We start from the raw sequence: 18,030 nt of genomic DNA, 5'->3' as shown, positions 1-18,030 counted from the left end.
CCGGGCCCACCGCCGACCCGACCCGACCCGACCTGCGAGGAGCCCGCCATGAGCACGACCACCACCACGACCACCGCCACGACCACCGCCACGACCACCGCCACGACCACCGTGCCGTCCGCCCCGCGCGCCGCCGCCGACCGGGCGACGGACCTGCTCGGTGTCCCGCTCGACGACGCCGAGCAGGCCCTGCTCGACGTCTACGACCGGATCGTCGCCGCGCTGCGCCGCGACGACCTCTCGCCCTGCGTCGCGGCGAACCTGCGCGCCGCGCTCGCCCCGGTCGCCGTCGCCGTCACCGACCTCGGCCTGCGCTTCGAGCACCTGACCGACGTGGACGTCTGACCGCCGTACCCGCCCCGCGGCGCCGATCGGACAGGGACCACGTCCACGGGATAGGCGCCGCGCGATCCGATGCCTAGCGTCGGTCCTGACGACCACACCCACCACCACGACCACCACGACGAGAGGACGGCCATGGCCGAACGGTCCTTCGCCGCCGAGGTGCAGAAGCTGCGCGCCGGTGCCGGCGAGACGCTGCACGTCGAAGGCATCCTGGCCGTGACGAAGGCGCTGCTGCAGTCCGGCGTCGCCTACGTCGGCGGCTACCAGGGCGCGCCGATCTCGCACCTCATGGACGTCCTCGGCGACGCCCGCGAGATCCTCGACGAGCTCGACGTCCGGTTCGAGAACTCCGCCTCCGAGGCGACGGCCGCGGCCATGCTGGCCGCGTCGGTGCACCACCCGCTGCGCGGCGCGATCACCTTCAAGTCCCCGGTCGGCACGAACGTCGCCTCCGACGCCCTGGCCAACCTCGCCTCGGGCGGGGTCACCGGTGGTGCGCTGGTGATCCTCGGCGAGGACTACGGCGAGGGCTCCTCGATCATGCAGGAGCGGGTGCACGCGTTCGCGATGAAGTCGCAGATGTGGCTGCTCGACCCGCGCGCCGACACGACCGCGATCGTGAACGCGGTGGAATCCGGGTTCGCGCTGTCCGAGGCGTCGAACACCCCGGTCTTCCTGGAGCTGCGGCTGCGGTCCTGCCACCTGCACGGCGGGTTCGTCGCCAAGGACAACGTGCGGCCGCCGATGACCGTCGCCCAGGCCGCGGACGCCCCGCGGCGCAGCGTCGACCGGATCGTGCTGCCGCCCGCGTCGTTCGCCCACGAGCGGGAGAAGCTGGAGGACCGCTGGCCCCGGGCGGTCGAGTTCATCCGGGAGCACGGACTCAACGAGCTGTTCCCCGGTGACGGCACCGCCTCCGACGTGGGCATCATCGTCCAGGGCGGGCTGTACAACACCCTGAACCGGTCGATGGAGCTGCTCGGTGCCTCCGACACGCTCGGCCGCACCCGCGTCCCGACCTACGTCATGAACGTGACCTACCCGGTCGTCGACTCCGAGATCGTCGAGTTCTGCGCCGGCAAGCGCGCCGTGATCATGGTCGAGGAGGGGCAGCCCGACTACATCGAGCAGAACCTGCACGCCATCCTGCGCCGTGCCGACGTCCCGACCGTGCTGCACGGCAAGGACATGCTGGCCGCGGGCGGCGAGTACACCGCCCAGGTCATCACCCGCGGACTGGACCAGTTCCTCGGCAAGTACGCCCCCGACGTCGTCACCCACCGGCCGTCGCTGCTGCGCGACCCGGCCGACCCGGCGAGCCCGTTCGCGCCACGGGTCGCCGCCGAGGTCGTGCGCCCGCGCCCGCCGGGCCTGTGCACCGGCTGCCCGGAGCGCCCGATCTTCTCCGGCCTCAAGCTCGCCGAGCGCGAGACCGGGCAGCACCAGATCTCCGCCGACATCGGCTGCCACCTGTTCGCCATCAATGCCCCGTTCGACCTGGGCGCGACGACGATGGGCTACGGCATGGGCGCCGCGGGCTCGTCCGCGCTGGCCGGCGGCGGTGCCGAGAAGCGGCCCGTGTCGATCATGGGCGACGGCGGCTTCTGGCACAACGGGCTCGTGTCCGGCGTCGGGAACGCGGTGTTCAACAAGTCCGACCAGGTCATGGTGGTCGTCGACAACGACTACGCCGCCGCCACCGGCGGGCAGGACGTGCTGTCCAGCCACGCAGACCTGGAGCGCCGCTCGACCAAGCACCCCATCGAGAAGGCCGCCCGGGGGCTCGGCATCACCAACGCCACCACGATCGACCACACCTACGACGTGGCCCGCGTCCGCGACACCTTCCTGAAGGCGTTCCGCCGCAGGGAGCCCGGCCCCGAGCTGCTGGTCATGCAGTCGGAGTGCCAGCTCAACCGGCAGCGCCGGGTCAAGAAGGACCGCGCGGCCAGGCTCAAGCGCGGCGAGCGCGTCGTGCGCGAACGCTTCGGCGTCGACCCGGAGACCTGCACCGGCGACCACGCCTGCATCCGGATCTCCGGCTGCCCGTCGCTGACGATCACCGACAACCCGGACCCGCTGCGCACCGACCCGATCGCGACCGTGCTCGACTCCTGCGTCGGGTGCGGGGTCTGCGGCAACAACGCCCACGCGGCGGTGCTGTGCCCGTCGTTCTATCGCACCGACGTCGTCGACAACCCCACGGCCGGCGAGCGGGTCCGCGCCCGCGTCCGGTCCTGGTGGATCACCCTCGTCGGACGTGGCCTGGAGCGCCGCGCCGCTCGGATGGAGGCAGCCTGATGCCCACCGTGATGCCCGCACCGACCCGGACCGGCACCGCGTCCTGGTACGCCGGGAACCGCCCGATCACCCTCGCGATCCTCGCGATGGGCGGCGAGGGCGGCGGGGTGCTCGCCGACTGGGTCGTCGCCGTCGCCGAGGCCGCCGGCTACCACGCACAGACCACCTCGGTCGCCGGCGTCGCCCAGCGGACCGGGGCGACCGTCTACTACGCCGAGCTGCACCCCCCGCTGCCCGAGAGCGACTCGCCCGACGGCGCGGGCCGGGCCGAGCCGGTGCTGTCGGTGTTCCCGACGCCCGGCGAGGTCGACGTCGTCGTCGCCTCGGAGCTGATGGAGTGCGGTCGCGCCGTGCAACGCGGCTTCGCCACCCCCGACCGCACCACGCTGATCACCTCGACCAACCGCGTCTACTCCATCGACGAGAAGATGCACCTCGGTGACGGCCGCGTCGACTCCGACGAGCTCGTCGCCGCGGCGGGCCGCGCCGCGCGGCACCTGGTCGCCGCGGACTTCGCCGCGATCGCCGAGGAACACCGCAGCGTGATCTCCGCGGCGCTGTTCGGGGCGCTCGCCGGGTCGGGGGCGCTGCCCTTCTCCCGGGACCGCTTCGAGCAGGCCATCCGCGACGCCGGCAAGGGCGTCGAGCCGAGCCTGGCCGCGTTCGCGGGCGGGTTCGACGCCGCCACCGCCGCACTCGCCCCCGCCCCGCCCGCGCCACGCGCGCCGGCGACCGTCGACATCGCGATCGGGCCCCGCCCCGTCTCCGCCGAGGAGCGCAAGGAGCGCGAGCAGGCGCGGCGCAACGACATCGCCGCGACCGACCCGGAGTCCCTGGTGGGGGAGGACCTGCGGCCGCTCGCCCGCACCGTCGCCGACCTGCCGGCCGCGTCGCGGTCCACGGTCCTGCACGGGCTCGTGCGGACCGGGGTCTACCAGGACCTCGACTACGCCGCCCGCTACCTCGACCGGGTCCGCGCGTTCGCCGCCGTCGACCCCGACCGGGCCGGCGCCGCCCGCCTCACCACCGAGGCGGCCCGGCACCTGGCACTGTGGATGTGTTACCAGGACACGATCCACGTCGCCCTGCAGAAGACCCGCAAGCGCCGTCTCGAACGGGTCCGTGAGGAGGCCCGGGTGACCTCGGCGCAGCTGTCCCAGGTGCGCGAGTACCTGCACCCGCAGGCCGAGGAGATCACCGACACGCTGCCGTACCGGCTCGGCAAGGTGCTGCGCCGGTCGCGGGCGTTCACCCGCACCGTCGACCGGGTCACCCGTGAGGGCATGGTCCTCGACACCACCTCGGTGACCGGCTACGCGATGCTCGCGACGATGGCGCGGATGCGTCCGCTGCGGCCGCGGTCGCTGCGGTTCGTCGAGGAGCAGCAGGCGATCGAGGCGTGGACGGCGCTCGCGCTCGGGATCGCCGCCGAGGACACGGACCTCGCCACCGAGGTCGTCGTCTGCCAGAAGGTCCTCAAGGGCTACGGCGCCACCTACGCCCACGGCAACGACAGCTTCGCCCTGCTCTGCCGGGCCGCCGGCGAGCTGCGCGGCCGCGCCGACGCCGCGGCGGTGCTCGCCCGGCTGCGGTCCGCCGCCCTGGCCGACGAGGACGGCGCCGCCCTGCGGCAGCAGCTGTCCGGGGCCGGGCTGCCCACCACCGTCCCGTCGAAGAAGGGGAAGCACTGACATGACCACCGGCACCGCATCCGACGTCGAGCTCATCAACCCGGACGCCCTCGCGAGGCCGTCCGGTTTCACCCACGCCGTCCGGCACGGCGACACCGTGCACCTCTCCGGCCAGACCGCGATGGACGCGACCGGCACGATCGTCGACGGCGACATCGTCCACCAGTTCCGGCAGGCCCTGACCAACGTGATCACCGCCCTGCGTGCGGCGGGCTCCGAGCCCGCTGACCTGCTGTCGGTCCGGATCTACCTGCTCGACGTGCCGGGCTACCAGGCCCGCGGCAGGGAGATCGGCGCGATCTGGAAGGAGCTGTGCGGGCGGACCTACCCGGCGATGACCGGCGTCGGTGTCACCGCCCTGTGGCAGCCCGAGGCCCTGATCGAGATCGAGGCGGTCGCGGCGCGCCGGGTCTGACCGCGGCCACCCGCCCGCGCGCGCCGGGTCCGGACCACCGGGCCCGGCGCTCCGGTGTGGGTGGAGGTGTTCCGTGGCCGGGTGGAGCGTGCCGGACCAGGGGGTTCGGTGAACTCGCTTACCGGGTAAGCGAATCGTTCGACCTCCTGCCCGCGCGGTCGCTCCGCCGGGCGCCTGCCCGTGATCGTCCTGCCGGGCGACGGTCCGTCCCTGCTCCGGCGACGCACGGGGCCCGTGGCCGGTGGGCGCGACAGCGCTGCCCACGCAGGCCGCCGGACGCACGGCGCGGTTCCCGGAGGCTCAGGAGTCCAGGACGCTGCTGACGTGCTCCCGTGCCGGGCCGGCCAGGCGGGCCCGCAGGTCGCCGAACAGGTCCTCGGCGCGGTCGCCGACCCAGTTCTCGGGCAGCGCCTCCAGCGGCAGGCCCGGGTCGAGGTAGGGGAGGCGTCGCCAGACGGTCACCAGCGTCACGTAGTCGGCGAAGGCCTGCTCGGCGGTGCCGTCGGCGTCGCGCCAGGCGCGCAGCACCGGCTCGTGGCGGGCGACGAACGCCGAGTACTGCGCGGCGAGGGCGTCGAGGTCCCACCAGGACGCGACGGTCTCGCGCAGTGGGCGTCCGGCGACGTGCCGGCTGCGGAACAGCTCGGTGTACCCGCGCAGACCGGCGCGGTCCAGCGCGTGCGAGACCTCGGCCTCCAGGTGCGCCGGCGCGACCCACAGGCCGGGAGCCACGGTGCCCAGGCCGAGCCGGATCAGCAGGCTGCGCAGCTGATGACGCTGGTCACGGGCCGATTCGGGCACCGAGAAGGCCACCAGCATCCAGCCCTCCCCGGCACCGGCGCGGCGCCGGGAGAAGATCCGCTCGTCGCCCTCGGCGAGCACGTCGGCCAGCGCGGCCGACAGCCGGTACCCGGCGGCGCCGCCGACCTTCTGCGGCTCCAGCAGACCACGCCGCTTCAGCCTCGACACCGCCGAGCGCACGGCCTGGCCGTCGACCCCGAGCCCGCCGAGCAGGCGCACCAGCGACGACACCGACAGGGCGCCGCCGCGTTCGCGGGCGTAGAGCCCGTACACCGACACGATCAGCCGGCGCGGCGGGACGGGCGCGAGGATCTCCTCCGGTTCGGCGACGGTCGTCACGTCGGCATCGTACGGCCGCGAGCGTCGGCCGGGCCGCGCGCCGGGCCGACGGCGGGGTGTCGGTGCGGTGGTCAGGGCGGTGGTCGGGTCGGCCCCCGCAACGCGGCGACGCGCCGCACCGTCCGGGAGGGACGGTGCGGCGCGTCGCCGGGGAGCGGTGCTCGTCACCCGGCGGCCCGCAGCGGGGCCCCCGTCCGCCGGTCCGCCCCGGCCGCAGTGAGCGGGGCGTGCCGGGCGGTCAGCTCGGCGGTGATCCGGGCGTACGCACCGGGGTCGACCGGGAGCAGCCACTCGGCCAGGCGGCGGCGCCGTCCGATGCCGGCGCCCAGGTCCGAGAGCATCTCGTCGATGTTGTGCAGCGAGAACGGGATGATGTTCGTACCGCGGGCGTGCTTGCCCTCGGTGCGCTCCTCCATCCACCGCAGCCGCTCCTGCACGAAGGCGCGCCGCTGCTCCACCGACGGCAGATCGATCCCGCCCGCCAGGTGCACCCCGATCCACAGCGCCGCGACCTCGGCCGACAGCGGGGACAGGAACGAGGAGTTGTACCCGCAGAAGCTCAGGTCCGCCACGGTGTGCGGGTGGATCTGGCGGTAGAGCTCGAAGTTGCCGCGCTCGTCGACCAGCCGGTCCCGCACGTCCTGGGAGAGGAACGGCACCCGCTGGTGGAACCCCGTCGCCGCGACGACCACGTCGGCCGGGACCTCGGTGCCGTCGGACAGGATCGCGACGGGCCTGCCGTCGCGGGCACCGAGCGCGCTGATGAGCGTGTCGCGGTGGACGGTGATCGAGCCGTCGGCGACGGCCTCGTAGAAGCCGTCGGTGGCCAGCGACACCGTGGAGCGCGCGATGTCCTCCAGCGACCCGCCCGGCACCAGGCCCAGCTTCTGCAGCCCGAGCTGGCGCACGATCTGGCCCTGCAGGCTCGACATCATGCCGTTGCGCACGCCCTTGCCCGGGCCGTGCAGGAACTTCTCGAAGCCGGCGAGGTGGGCGTAGCGGAACAGGCCCTCGCCGAGCCGGGTGAGCAGCAGGTACTTGTAGTTCAGGGCACCGCCGATCCGGCGGGGCATCTTCCACAGCAGCTCGCGGGCCACCACGGTGGTCGTGCGCGACACGCTGTTCAGGGCCACCGCCACGTCGCAGCCGGACTTGCCGTAGCCGATCACGACGTCGCGGTCGCGGGCGTCGTCGATGTCGGTGAAGTCCGACGGCGCGCAGTACCGCCCGCCCGCGGCGCGGTACTCCTCGGTGCCGGGCAGCGGCGGCAGGAACGGCTCGGAGAAGATCCCGTTCGCGACGACGAGGTGGTCGAACTCGCCCACCCCGGCGGCCGCGCCCGCGGTGGTGACGGTCCAGCCGCCGCCCTCGCGCGGCTCGGCGGAGAGCACCTCGGTGTCGGTGCGCACCGCGTCGCGGATGCCGAAGTGGCGGGCGTAGGACTCCAGGTACTCCTGCACCTGCTGGCCGGACGGCCACTCCGGGTAGTGCTTCGGCATCGGGAAGTCCGACAGCGAGTAGGTGCCCTTGTCGTTCTGCGTGGTCAGGCCGGGATAGCGGCGGCTGGCGCTCCACACCCCGCCGACGTCCGGCGCCTTCTCGAACACGGTGACGTCGTGACCGAAACCGGTCAGGACCTTGGCGGAGGAGAGGCCGGCGAATCCGGCCCCGACGACGGCGATCTTCATGGTGGTCACTCCGAAGCGGTCGCGAGCTGGGGGATGGCGGGAACGGCCTGCTCCGGACCCATCGCCGAGTAGCCGCCGTCGACGGCCCAGTCGGCGCCGGTGACGGCGGAGGCGGCCGGGGAGAGCAGGAAGGCGACGACGGCGCCGACCTCGTCCGGGTCGCCGACGCGGGCCGTCAGATGGAACGGGGCGGCGACGCGGTCGGTGTGCGCACGGTCGCCGCCGGACAGGTCGTCCATGATCTTCGACCAGGTCCAGCCCGGGGAGACCGAGTTGACCCGGATGCCGTCGCCGGCGAGGTCCATCGCCATGGAGCGGGTGACCTGCACCAGCGCGGCCTTCGACGCCGGGTAGACCCAGCGCCCGGTCTGGGCGACCTTCGACGAGATCGAGGTCAGGTTGACCACCGCGCCGCGGGCCGCCGCGAGGTGGGCCCGCGCGGTCCGGGCGGCCTGCACCGCGCTGACCAGGTTGACCTCCAGCGCGCGCAGCCAGTCGGCCCGACCGGTGTCGGCGCCCTCGTCGAGGTAGCTGCACGCCAGGTTCACCAGGCCGTGCAGGCCGGACGGGGCGGCGACGGAGGCGACGGTGGCGGCCACCGCGTCGTCGTCGGTGATGTCGGTGCGGTGGAACGCGACGCGCCCGCCGAGCTCGTCGAGCAGCGGCTTCGCGCCGGCCTCGTCGATGTCGGCGATCGCGACGGACGCCCCGGCGGCGTGCAGGGCACGGACGACACCGTGCCCGACCAGGGTCGATCCGCCGGTCACCAGCACCGTGCGGCCGTGCAGGTCAGTCATGGGAGCCTCCGAAACATGACGGTCATCTAGCGGACGCGTGATGGCAGTCATCATTTGGCTATATGGTGGGCGTGACTATCCCCACCACGCGGTCGCTGTCCGTGGGACGCGGCCGGGACGCACGAACCGGGGTCGAGCACGAGGAGGTGCCATGACCGAGGTGCTGAGCGGTTTCCGACGGGTGCACTCGCCGGACCTGGAGGAGGCCCGCGAGCGGGTCGGCGAGGTGTTCTGCCCGCACCGGCTGGAGCCGGTGGACCCCGCGACACCGGCGCCGGTCCGGTTCAACACGGCCGCGTTCGGGGCGGTCGGGCTGTCCTACCTCTCCTACGGGGCGGCGGTACGGATCAGGCCGCAGCCGCTGCGCTCGTTCGTCCTGGTCCAGATCCCGCTCTCCGGGCGCGCCCTGGTGCGCACCGGCGGCACCGAGGTCGTCTCCGACGCCCGCACGGCGTCGGTGCCCGACCCGGACGCCGGCCTGGACATGACCTGGGAGTCCGGGAACGAGCAGCTCATCGTGCGGGTCGAGCGCGAGGCGTTGACCGGGCAGCTGCACCGGCTGCTGGGCCGCCCGCCGTCGAAGCCGCTGCGGCTGGCGACCAGCGTCGACCTCACCACCCCGGCCGCGCGGTCCTGGCTGTCGACGGTGGACATGGTCCGCACCGACCTCGACGGCCCCGGCGGCCTCACCCACCCCGTGCTGCGTGCCCAGGCCGAGCAGCTGCTGATGAGCCAGCTGCTCGCCGCGGTGCCGCACTCGTCCAGCGACGAGCTGCTCGCCGCGGCCGACCCGCCGCCCGCGGTGCCGAAGGTGATCCGCCGCGCGGAGGCGCTGATCGAGGGGCACGCGCGCGAGCCGCTGACCGTCGACGACGTCGCCGAGGCCGTCGGGCTCTCGGTCCGCAGCCTGCAGGAGGGCTTCCGCCGCCACCTCGACACCACGCCGACCGCGCGGCTGCGCGAGGCACGGCTGGCCGGTGTGCGGGCCGAGCTCACCGAGTCCGACCCGACTCGGCGCACGGTGTCCCAGGTCGCCGCGGACTGGGGCTTCGCGTACCTGGGCCGGTTCGCCGTCGCCTACCGGGAGCGGTTCGGGGAGTCGCCGTCGGAGACCCTGCGCGGCTGACCTGGGCGGCCGACCTCTGGGCGGCTGACCCTGAGCGGACAGCCGCCGCGCGGAACGGATGGCCGGACAGGCATCGGTGCGACGAAGCTGTCCGGCACGTCCCGACCGACCTGGAGGTCCCCGTGTCCGTCCTCTCCGCCCTGCTCGACGCCGCGCGTTCCGGCTCGGTCCGGGTCGTCGACCTGACGACCCCGCTGCAGGCCTCGACGCCGATCCTCGAGCTGCCCGAGCCGTTCGGCCAGACCGCGCGGTTCGAGCTGGAGGAGATCTCCCGCTACGACGACCGCGGCCCGGCCTGGTACTGGAACAACATCCGCACCGGCGAGCACACCGGCACCCACCTCGACGCGCCCAACCACTGGATCACCGGCAGGGACGGCCTCGACGTCTCGCAGGCGCCGCTGTCGACCCTCGTCGCGCCGGTCGCGGTGATCGACCGGACCGCCGAGGCCGAGAAGGACCCCGACTACCTGCTGCAGATCGCCGACGTCGCGGCGTGGGAGGCGGAGAACGGTCCGCTGCCCGCGGGCGGGTGGCTGCTGCTGCGCACCGGGTGGTCGGCCCGCGGGGAGGACGAGGCGGCCTTCGCCAACGCCGACGAGAACGGACCGCACACCCCGGGCGTCGCACCGGAGTGCGCGCGGTGGCTGGCGCGCGAGACCCCGATCACCGGCCTGGGCGTGGAGACCGTGGGCACCGACGCGGGGCAGGCGCCGAACCTGGAGCCCGCGTTCCCGTGCCACTCCGAGCTGATGGGCGCGGACAAGTGGGGGCTGACCAGCCTGCGCAACCTCGACCAGCTCCCGGCCACCGGCGCGGTGCTGGTGGTGTGCCCGCTGCCGATCATCGGCGGCTCGGGCAGCCCGGCGCGCGTGCTCGCACTGGTCGAGGGCTGAGCCGTGCACGCCACGTACGACGCCGTCGTCGTCGGCGGCGGCATCAACGGTCTGGTCGCGGCCGCCCGACTCGCCCGTGGGGGCTGGTCGGTCGCGCTCGTCGAGGACCACGACCGGGTCGGTGGGTTCGTCGCCGCCCAGGAGCACGACGGGTTCGTCCACGACACCTGGTCGAGCTGGCACCCGCTGTTCGTCACCGGCCCGGCCTACGCCGCCTTCGGCGACGACCTGCACCGGCACGGCCTCGCCTACGCCAACACCGACGGCCCGCTCACCGCGACGGTCGCGGGCGACGGCTCGGTCGCGCTCGCCCACCGGTCGGTCGAGGCGACCGTCGCCGGGTTCGCCGAGGCGGCCGACCGCGACGCCTACCGGGCCATGATCGACCGGTTCGGCGCGCACGCCGCCGGGATCGGCGGGCTCCTCGGTGCGGAGCTGCACGCCCCCGGCATGCTCGGCCCGGTCGCGACGCTGGCCCGCGCCGCAGGCGTCGCCGGGATGGCGACCTACGCCCGCGACGCGCTGACCTCCGGCCGGTCCTGGATGCGCGCCCGGTTCACCGGTCCCGAGACCGACCGGCTCTGGGCGCCGTGGCTGCTGCACGCCGGCCTGGCCCCGGACTCCGCGTCCGGCGGGCTCATGGTCCCGATCTTCGCCGCGACCATGCACGGTGCCGGGCTGCCGGTCGTCGCCGGCGGGGCGGGCCACTTCCTCACCGCCTGGGAGCGGCTGCTCGACGAGCTCGGCGTCGCGGTGCACACCGGCTGCCGGGTCGAGCGGGTCACGGTCGCCTCCGGGTGCGCGACGGGCGTCGCCGGTGACGGGTTCGCGTTCCGGGCGCGGCGCGCGGTACTGGCCTCGGTGACCCCGCCGGCGCTCTACGGCTCGCTGCTCCCGCCCACCGTGGTGCCGCCGCCGGTGGCCGACGCCGCCGCCCGCTACCGCCCGGGCCGGGCCGCGATGCAGATCTACGTGACGCTGTCCGGGCCGGTCCCGTGGGCCGACACCCGGCTGCGCGAGGTCTCCCTGGTCCACGTCTGCGACGGGTCCGACTCGACCGCGATCGCCTGCGCCGAGGCGGAGGCGGGGCTGCTGCCGCGCCGGCCGACCGTCGTCGTGGGGCAGCAGCACGTGCTCGACCCGACCCGGGTCCCCGAGGGTGCCGCCGCGCTGTGGCTGCAGCTCCAGGAGCTGCCCTTCGCCCCGGTCGGCGACGCGGCGGGCGAGCTGGACACCGCCGACGGCTGGGACGCCACCCTCGCCCAGGGCTACGCCGAGCGGGTCCTCGACCGGGTCGCCGCGCACGCGCCGGGCCTGCGCGAGCTCGTCGGTCGGGTCGACGTGCTCGACCCGACCGCGATCGCCGCGCACAACCCGAACGCGCTGCGCGGGGACCCCTACGCCGGGTCGGCCGAGCTGGACCAGAACTTCTGGTGGCGGCCGTTGCCGACCTCCGGCGGGCACGCGACGCCGGTGCCCGGGCTGTGGCAGATCGGCGCGTCCACCCACCCCGGTCCGGGGCTGGGCGGGGCGTCGGGGTTCCTGGTCGCCGACCGGCTCGCGACCCCCGGGCCGGTGGCGCGGCTGCGCTCGCGCCTGTCCGGGCGGTGACGCCGGGCCGTCGGTGATCGCCGGGAGTGGAGTGCACGGGGCGGCGCACTGCGCTGCGCGCTCCGCTCCCGGCGATCATCCGGCGGTGTCGCCGCTCGCGCGCGGCCAGCGCACGTGCCCCGTCAGGGGTGCGTGGCTGCGCCCCGCGGCACCAGCACCATGACGATCGCGCCCAGCACGGCGGGGATCGCGAAGGCGAGGAAGTTCGCGGCGAACCCGGCCCCGGTCGCCATCACGACGCCGCCGTAGAGCGGACCCGCGATGGCCCCGATCCGGCCGATCCCCAGCGACCAGCCGAGCCCGGCGGCGCGCAGGTGCTCGGGGTAGAAGGTGGCGGTGTAGGAGTTCACGATGATCGTCGTGCCGATCGTGCAGGCCCCGGCGACGGCGATCAGGCCGAGCAGCACCGGCGTCGGGAAGCGGTTCATCAGCAGCAGGATCGACGCCGCCGCGGTGAGGAACATCCCGGTGACGACCGGGCGCGGCCCGATGCGGTCGGCGAGCGCCCCGAGCAGCGGCGCCCCGACGATCGCGCCGAGGTTGAGCGCCAGCAGGAACGCCAGCGCCCCGCCCAGCGGGTAGCCGGCCTGACGCATGATCTGGGCGAGCCAGGTGTTGAGGCCGTAGACCAGCAGCAGCCCGAACCCGGTGCCGACCCAGAACAGCAGCGTGCCGCGCAGGTGGTGGCGGTCGAGCAGCGCACGCAGCCCGGCGCGGCCGGCACCGGGCGGGGCGTCGTCGGGGACCGGCATCCCGTAGCGGGCGGCCAGTGCGGCCGCCTCCGCGCGGCGACCGCGCCCGACCAGGTAGGCCACCGACTCCGGCAGCGCCACCGCGACGACGACGAGCAGCACCGCGCCGACCCCGGCGCCGATCCAGAACAGCGCCCGCCAGCCCAGCTGCTCCAGCAGCACGATCCCGGACAGCGCCGCGACGACGCCGCCGACGGAGTAGCCGGAGAACATCAGGGCGTTCGCCGCGTTGCGCCGCCCGGCCGGGGCGTACTCGACGGTCAGCGCGATCGCGGTCGGCACCACCCCGCCCAGCCCGATGCCCGCGACGAACCGCAGCAGGCCGAACACCTCCGGCGACGGCGCGAGGGCACACAGCGCCATCGCGACCGAGAACCAGGCGATGCAGATGATCATCAGCCGGCGTCGGCCGATGCGGTCGGTGACGGTCCCGGCGAGCAGCGCGCCGACGAGCATGCCGACCAGTGCCAGTGACCCGATCCAGCCCGCGGTGCCCGCGTCGAGCGCCCACTCACCGGCGATCAGGGTGGGCAGCACGGTGCCGTAGACGATGAGGTCGTAGCCGTCGACGACGATCGCCGTCCAGCACAGGGCGATGGCCCAGGCGCGGGAACGGGTCCCGGTACCCGGTGGTGCGGAACGGTCGGACACGTCGGTCAAGTGCCCGACCCGCGACGAGCTCGCGGAGTCCGTCATGCCCTGTTGCCGGTGCTGGTGCTGGCTGCGTGCGCGGTGCTGGCCGGTGCCCGCTCGTTCACCGCGATCGCCGAACACGCCCGTGACGTCGGCGCCGGCGTGCTGATCGAACTCGCCGACCGGCTCGCCATCGACCCGGAACACGCGGCGCTGGTGGTACCACACGAGTCGACGATCCGCCGGCTGCTCCAGCAGCTCGATCCCGCCGCGCTGGAAGCAGCCCGGGGGTCCTGGACCAGCGCGCAGCTGGGTACACGACCGACCGGTGTCGATCGGCCCCGTCGAGAACAGCGACCGGTCTGGGCACTGGACGGCAAGACCGTGCGCGGCGCCCGTACCCCCGACGGACTCCCACATCTGGTGTCGGTGATCGATCAGGCCAGCGGCGTCGTGCTGGCCCAGACCCAGGTCCCGGCCAAGGCTGCGGAGCTGACTGCCGCCGTGACCGTGCTGTCCGGACTGGACCTGCATGGCGTCGTCGTGACCGCAGATGCCCTGCACACTCAGCGCACGCACGCCGATTACCTGTATGAACGTGGCGGGCACTACGTCATGACGGTCAAGGCCAACCAGCCCGGTCTGCTCGCCCGGCTGCGCCGGATCCCGTGGTCGGCGGTCGGACCGTGCACGCAACAACGCGCTCGTGGACACGGCCGGATCGAGACCCGCACGATCAGCGTGGTCGCCCTGGATCCGTGTCCGGACGGCAGGGGCGAGTTCTTCCCGCACGCCGCTCAGGCGATCAGAGTGATCCGTCGGCGCCGCCCGCTGCGACCCGGCGGGCGCTGGAGGGTGGTCACCGTCTACGCGATCACCAGCCTGGGCGGCGCGGACGCTGATCCGGCGCTGCTCGCCGGCTGGATCCGCGGGCACTGGGGCATCGAGAACCGGCTGCACTGGGTCCGCGATGTCTCCTTCGACGAGGACCGATCAGCAGTGCGTACCGGCGCCGGGCCACAGACCATGGCCGCGCTGCGGAACCTGGCCATCACCGCGCTACGCCTGGACGGGGTCACCAACATCGCCGCCGCACTGCGCCACCACGCCCGCGACGCCTCCCGGGCCCTGCACACCTACAAGATCACGTGACTTTGCCGGGACCCTGGGTTCACGCCTACAACCTGATCTTCTCAAACACGCTCTGAGAACACCTCAGTGACCAGGCGACCCGGCAACCAGCCAGAGACCTACAGGGCAGCGACACACCCCGCTAAGTTACTGAGCCTTTTTCAACCTGCCGTTCCGGCAGCTCAGGGGCCTGGTTGTGTGGGTGCAGACGCCGAGCTGGCGAGCCCCAACCAGCCAGAGAGGGCCTGTCTCGTGATCGGTGTTTCGGCGTCGTTGCTCAGTAGGTCTCGGCTCCCGGCCAGCGGTCACCGAACGTGATGGCGAACGCGTTGATCACGGGCTTCCAACGCATCGTCCACCTCGTGCGGCCCGTCCCGGTCGGGTCCAGGCTGCGAGTCACAAGATACAAGCATTTCATCGCAGCCTGCTCAGTGGGGAAATGACCACGCGCCCGCACCGCGCGCCGGTAGCGGGCGTTAAGCGATTCGATCGCATTCGTAGAGCAGATCACCCTTCGAATCTCGACGTCGTAGTCCAAGAACGGCACGAACTCTTCCCACGCGTTGCGCCATAGCCGGATCATCGCCGCGTACTTACGGCCCCATTTCTCGTCGAGCTCATCCATAGCGATAAGTGCTGCATTCGGGTTGGGCGCGGCATAGATTGGTTTGATGTCGCGCTTCACCGCGTCCCAGTCCTGTCGACCCACCAGCCGGAAAGTGTTTCGGATCAGGTGCACGACGCAGGTTTGGACAATGGTTTGCGGCCACACGTTGGCCACGACCTCCGGGAGTCCTTTGAGGCCGTCGCAGACCAGGAACAGCACGTCACGCACGCCGCGGTTCTTCAGGTCGACCAGCACGCTCATCCAGAACTTCGCGCCCTCACTGCCGACGCCCATCCACAGCCCCAGCACGTCCTTGCAGCCGTCCACGGTGACGCCGATGGCTGCGTAGACCGGCCGGTTGGCGACCTGCCCGTCCCGGACCTTGACGTGGACAGCGTCGATGAACACCGCGGCGTACACCGAATCCAACGGCCGACCAACCCAGTCATTCATCTCGGCGACGACCTTGTCGGTGATCCGCGAGACCGTCTCCTTCGATACTGACGCCCCATAGATGTCAGCGAAATGTGCGGAAACCTCCCCGGTCGTCATCCCTTTCGCATACAGCGACAGTACGACCTCGTCGACATCTGTGAGGCGCCGCTGACGCTTCTTCACGATCTGCGGCTCGAAAGTGCTGGCCCTGTCTCTCGGAACGTCGATCTCCACGTCACCCGCGGCATCCGAGAGAACCGTCTTCGAGCGGGACCCGTTCCGCACGTTGGTGGATTCCCGGCCGGGGTCGGCCCGGTTCTTGTCGTGCCCGAGGTGCTCGGTCATCTCCTCGTTCAGCGCCGTTTCCAGAACATTCTTGGTAAAGAGCTTCAACAGGCCGTCCGGGCCGGTCAACGCCAGCCCGCGCGCCTTCGCCTCGGCCACCATCGCCGCCGCAGCGGCCCGCTCCGCCGACGCCTGCCGAGCAGGCTTCGGGTCACCCTCGCTTGGATCCACAAGGTCCGATGTCATCACTGTCCGTGCCCATCTCGCCGGACCTCAGCCCGGCGTGTCGGGCCGAAAACACCGATCTTGAAACAGTCCCCAACCAGCCAGAGACCTACAGGGCAGCGACACACCCCGCTAAGTTAACTGAGCCTTTGCCAACCTGGTCAGGTGTTGACGATCATGAGGGTCTGAACTGCGGCGATGAGCTGTCCGGCCCGGTTCGGGCTGGAGCGGATCTTGCGCAGGATCTTCCAGTTCTTCAGCTCGGCGTTGACCCGCTCACCGGGTCCGCGGCGGCGTGAGTGAGCGGCGTTGACCTCGCGCTGGTTGTGCGACAGCGGGCGGAACCGGCCGGTGTCGGGGTCCTTGCGTCGCCGCCGGTGCGGGACCGCGACCGTCGGGCCGGCGCCCTGGTAGGCGGTATCGGCCGCGGCGGGGATGTCATGTTCGGTCAGGGCGTCGATGATGCCGTGCTCGCGGGCGGCGCCCATGTCGTGGCGGGCTCCGGGAAGCGGCGGGGAGATCCACACCAGCCGGCCGGCGGGGTCGGCGATGACCTGGACGTTGAGTCAGTGAGCCTTTTTCAACCTGACCAGCGAGCTTCTGCGTCAGGAGATCGCGAAGGTTGCAGCGCAACTGCTCTGACCACAGCTGCACAGGTCACCGGCTCGCCAGCTCGGCGTCTGCACCCACACAACCAGGCCCCTGAGCTGCCGGAACGGCAGGTTGAAAAGGGCTCAGTGGCACTTGTGCTTGCCGGAGTAGAACCCGCGGTCATAGCCCGAGGCCATCCCGACGCGGTCGATGCGCAGCAAGGTGCCGTCGAGGATCACGAACGCCTTGCCGATGGCGATCTCGATGGCCTGCTCGAGGGTGGGGGCCATTGCCGCGAGCAGGTCGATCGCCTCGCGCAGGTAGCGGTAGACCGTCGAGGTCCCGACCCGGAAACCGCAGGCGAGGTCGGTGTAGGTCTCGCCCTTGCGCAGGTGGGCGACCACGAGCAGGGCCTGGCGGCCGCACGTCAGCTTCCGCCAGCGGGTCGCCCGCTGGTTGCGGTGCGCCCGTAGCGCGTCAGAGAGTACGTGCAGGGCACGGCTGGACACGGTCATCCCGGACGGGTAGGACAGCACCTTGAAGCTCCTGGTTGGACGGTTTCGATCTCAGCAATCGCCCGTCTACCAGGAGCTTCACCCATTCGGGGGCACGCCACGCCGCACAGGCTCTGACCAGCCCCAACACCAGGTTGGCAAAGGCTCATTGGTACCTCCTGGGACGGCATCGTCGAGAAGGCACCTTATGTCGGTTGTGTTCCGTACGTCACCGTCGGGACATGACGCAGTGTGTCCGGGTCCGGTCGGGCTGCGTCCGGACCCGGACGACCGTGCCGGGGCCCGCGAGGAGCGCCCGATGGGCGGGATGGCCTCAGTCGGTGGGGGCGTCCACCCCGGTTCCGGCCTCGCCCGGCTCGCCGGTGCCCTCGACGGGTTCCGGCTCGGCCGCGCCCTCGGACGTGGTGTCGTCCGAAGACTCCTCGCGATCGGCCTCGGTGTCGCCGGCGTCGACCCGCTTGCCGAGCACGCGTTCCTCGAGTTCGTCGAGCGCACGTGCCGGGTCGATCGGGGGACTCGCGCGTCCGGTGTCGTTCTCCTCGTCGCTCATCGGGCGGGGGTACCCGGACGCCCGGCTCCCCATGCCGGGGCGGGCGGCTCAGAGGCCTGCGGTCGACTGCTCCAGGCGGGCCCTGGCCAGCCGCTCGACCAGCTCGGGCAGCGCACCCACCGGGCTGCCGCGCAGGTCGTCGCAGGCCTGCGCGACGGCGGCGACCACGGCGTCCCGGCTGACGGCAGGACCGAGCTCGTGGATCAGCCTGCTGACGGCGTCGGTGGCCCGGGCGAGGTCCGGCGTCACCGGAGGCCGCCGGCGGATCGGCGGCAGGCGCCCGTCCGACGACGACA

The 18,030-nt window shown here is 72.8% G+C and carries 16 protein-coding genes and 1 pseudogene; 8 read left to right on the top strand and 9 right to left on the bottom strand.

Annotated features, from left to right (window positions below):
- Positions 1-48: 48 nt before the first annotated feature.
- From XF36_RS18145 to XF36_RS18130, 4 genes are all read left to right on the top strand, one after another.
- A complete protein-coding gene (locus tag XF36_RS18145; RefSeq protein ID WP_060712893.1) occupies positions 49-345 on the top strand; it encodes a hypothetical protein in 297 nt (98 codons plus the stop codon).
- 132 nt (positions 346-477) lie between these two features.
- Positions 478-2,646 carry an indolepyruvate ferredoxin oxidoreductase subunit alpha gene (locus XF36_RS18140; RefSeq protein ID WP_060712892.1) on the top strand — a complete coding sequence of 723 codons (2,169 nt, stop codon included), beginning with the start codon at positions 478-480 and terminating at the stop codon, positions 2,644-2,646.
- Positions 2,646-4,337: an indolepyruvate oxidoreductase subunit beta family protein gene (locus tag XF36_RS18135; RefSeq protein ID WP_202968415.1), complete on the top strand. Its 1,692-nt coding sequence runs from the start codon at positions 2,646-2,648 to the stop codon at positions 4,335-4,337. The genes XF36_RS18140 and XF36_RS18135 overlap by 1 nt, the downstream gene beginning before the upstream one ends.
- Before the next feature lies 1 nt (position 4,338).
- Positions 4,339-4,752, top strand: a complete 414-nt coding sequence (locus tag XF36_RS18130) for a RidA family protein (RefSeq protein WP_060712891.1) — start codon at positions 4,339-4,341, stop codon at positions 4,750-4,752.
- A 300-nt stretch (positions 4,753-5,052) separates the two neighbouring features.
- On the opposite strand, the gene XF36_RS18125 is transcribed toward XF36_RS18130, so the two are convergent.
- From XF36_RS18125 to XF36_RS18115, 3 genes are all read right to left on the bottom strand, one after another.
- Positions 5,053-5,892, bottom strand: coding sequence for a PaaX family transcriptional regulator C-terminal domain-containing protein (locus XF36_RS18125; RefSeq protein WP_060712890.1), 840 nt, complete (start codon positions 5,890-5,892; stop codon positions 5,053-5,055).
- A gap of 164 nt (positions 5,893-6,056) precedes the next feature.
- Positions 6,057-7,580 (bottom strand): flavin-containing monooxygenase, encoded by a 1,524-nt coding sequence (locus XF36_RS18120; protein ID WP_060714801.1) that lies wholly within the window; start codon positions 7,578-7,580, stop codon positions 6,057-6,059.
- A 5-nt stretch (positions 7,581-7,585) separates the two neighbouring features.
- On the bottom strand, positions 7,586-8,377 hold the full coding sequence (locus XF36_RS18115) for an SDR family oxidoreductase (RefSeq protein WP_060712889.1): 792 nt from the start codon (positions 8,375-8,377) through the stop codon (positions 7,586-7,588).
- Positions 8,378-8,528: 151 nt separating this feature from the next.
- Between XF36_RS18115 and XF36_RS18110 the strand changes: the two genes are divergently transcribed.
- The 3 genes from XF36_RS18110 (at position 8,529) to XF36_RS18100 (ending at position 12,010) form a co-directional block, all read left to right on the top strand.
- A complete protein-coding gene (locus tag XF36_RS18110; protein ID WP_060712888.1) occupies positions 8,529-9,503 on the top strand; it encodes an AraC family transcriptional regulator in 975 nt (324 codons plus the stop codon).
- A gap of 122 nt (positions 9,504-9,625) precedes the next feature.
- A complete protein-coding gene (locus XF36_RS18105) occupies positions 9,626-10,399 on the top strand; it encodes a cyclase family protein (RefSeq protein ID WP_060712887.1) in 774 nt (257 codons plus the stop codon).
- Between the two features lie 3 nt (positions 10,400-10,402).
- Positions 10,403-12,010: a phytoene desaturase family protein gene (locus XF36_RS18100; protein WP_060712886.1), complete on the top strand. Its 1,608-nt coding sequence runs from the start codon at positions 10,403-10,405 to the stop codon at positions 12,008-12,010.
- A 122-nt stretch (positions 12,011-12,132) separates the two neighbouring features.
- On the opposite strand, the gene XF36_RS18095 is transcribed toward XF36_RS18100, so the two are convergent.
- Positions 12,133-13,458, bottom strand: a complete 1,326-nt coding sequence (locus XF36_RS18095; RefSeq protein ID WP_238588949.1) for an MFS transporter — start codon at positions 13,456-13,458, stop codon at positions 12,133-12,135.
- Positions 13,459-13,470: 12 nt separating this feature from the next.
- On the opposite strand from XF36_RS18095, the gene XF36_RS18090 reads away from it, so the two are divergent.
- On the top strand, positions 13,471-14,547 hold the full coding sequence (locus XF36_RS18090) for an ISAs1 family transposase (RefSeq protein ID WP_202968414.1): 1,077 nt from the start codon (positions 13,471-13,473) through the stop codon (positions 14,545-14,547).
- Positions 14,548-14,803: 256 nt separating this feature from the next.
- Here the strand turns inward: XF36_RS18090 and XF36_RS18085 are convergent, their stop codons facing one another.
- From XF36_RS18085 to XF36_RS18065, 5 genes and pseudogenes are all read right to left on the bottom strand, one after another.
- On the bottom strand, positions 14,804-16,015 hold the full coding sequence (locus XF36_RS18085) for an IS256 family transposase (RefSeq protein WP_238589343.1): 1,212 nt from the start codon (positions 16,013-16,015) through the stop codon (positions 14,804-14,806).
- A 224-nt stretch (positions 16,016-16,239) separates the two neighbouring features.
- Positions 16,240-16,605 carry a transposase family protein gene (locus tag XF36_RS18080; protein ID WP_238588948.1) on the bottom strand — a complete coding sequence of 122 codons (366 nt, stop codon included), beginning with the start codon at positions 16,603-16,605 and terminating at the stop codon, positions 16,240-16,242.
- A gap of 210 nt (positions 16,606-16,815) precedes the next feature.
- Positions 16,816-17,205: pseudogene (locus XF36_RS18075) on the bottom strand (IS5/IS1182 family transposase); the annotation flags it as partial.
- Between the two features lie 292 nt (positions 17,206-17,497).
- Complete coding sequence (locus tag XF36_RS18070; protein WP_145981413.1) at positions 17,498-17,734, bottom strand: hypothetical protein; 237 nt, start codon at positions 17,732-17,734, stop codon at positions 17,498-17,500.
- Between the two features lie 48 nt (positions 17,735-17,782).
- Positions 17,783-17,983, bottom strand: a complete 201-nt coding sequence (locus XF36_RS18065; RefSeq protein ID WP_145981412.1) for a three-helix bundle dimerization domain-containing protein — start codon at positions 17,981-17,983, stop codon at positions 17,783-17,785.
- Positions 17,984-18,030: the final 47 nt, after the last annotated feature.

This window comes from Pseudonocardia sp. HH130629-09 (genome assembly GCF_001294645.1).
Taxonomy (GTDB): domain Bacteria; phylum Actinomycetota; class Actinomycetes; order Mycobacteriales; family Pseudonocardiaceae; genus Pseudonocardia.
Note: the sequence above shows the minus strand (reverse complement) of the source record. Positions and strands in the feature narration are given on the sequence as shown.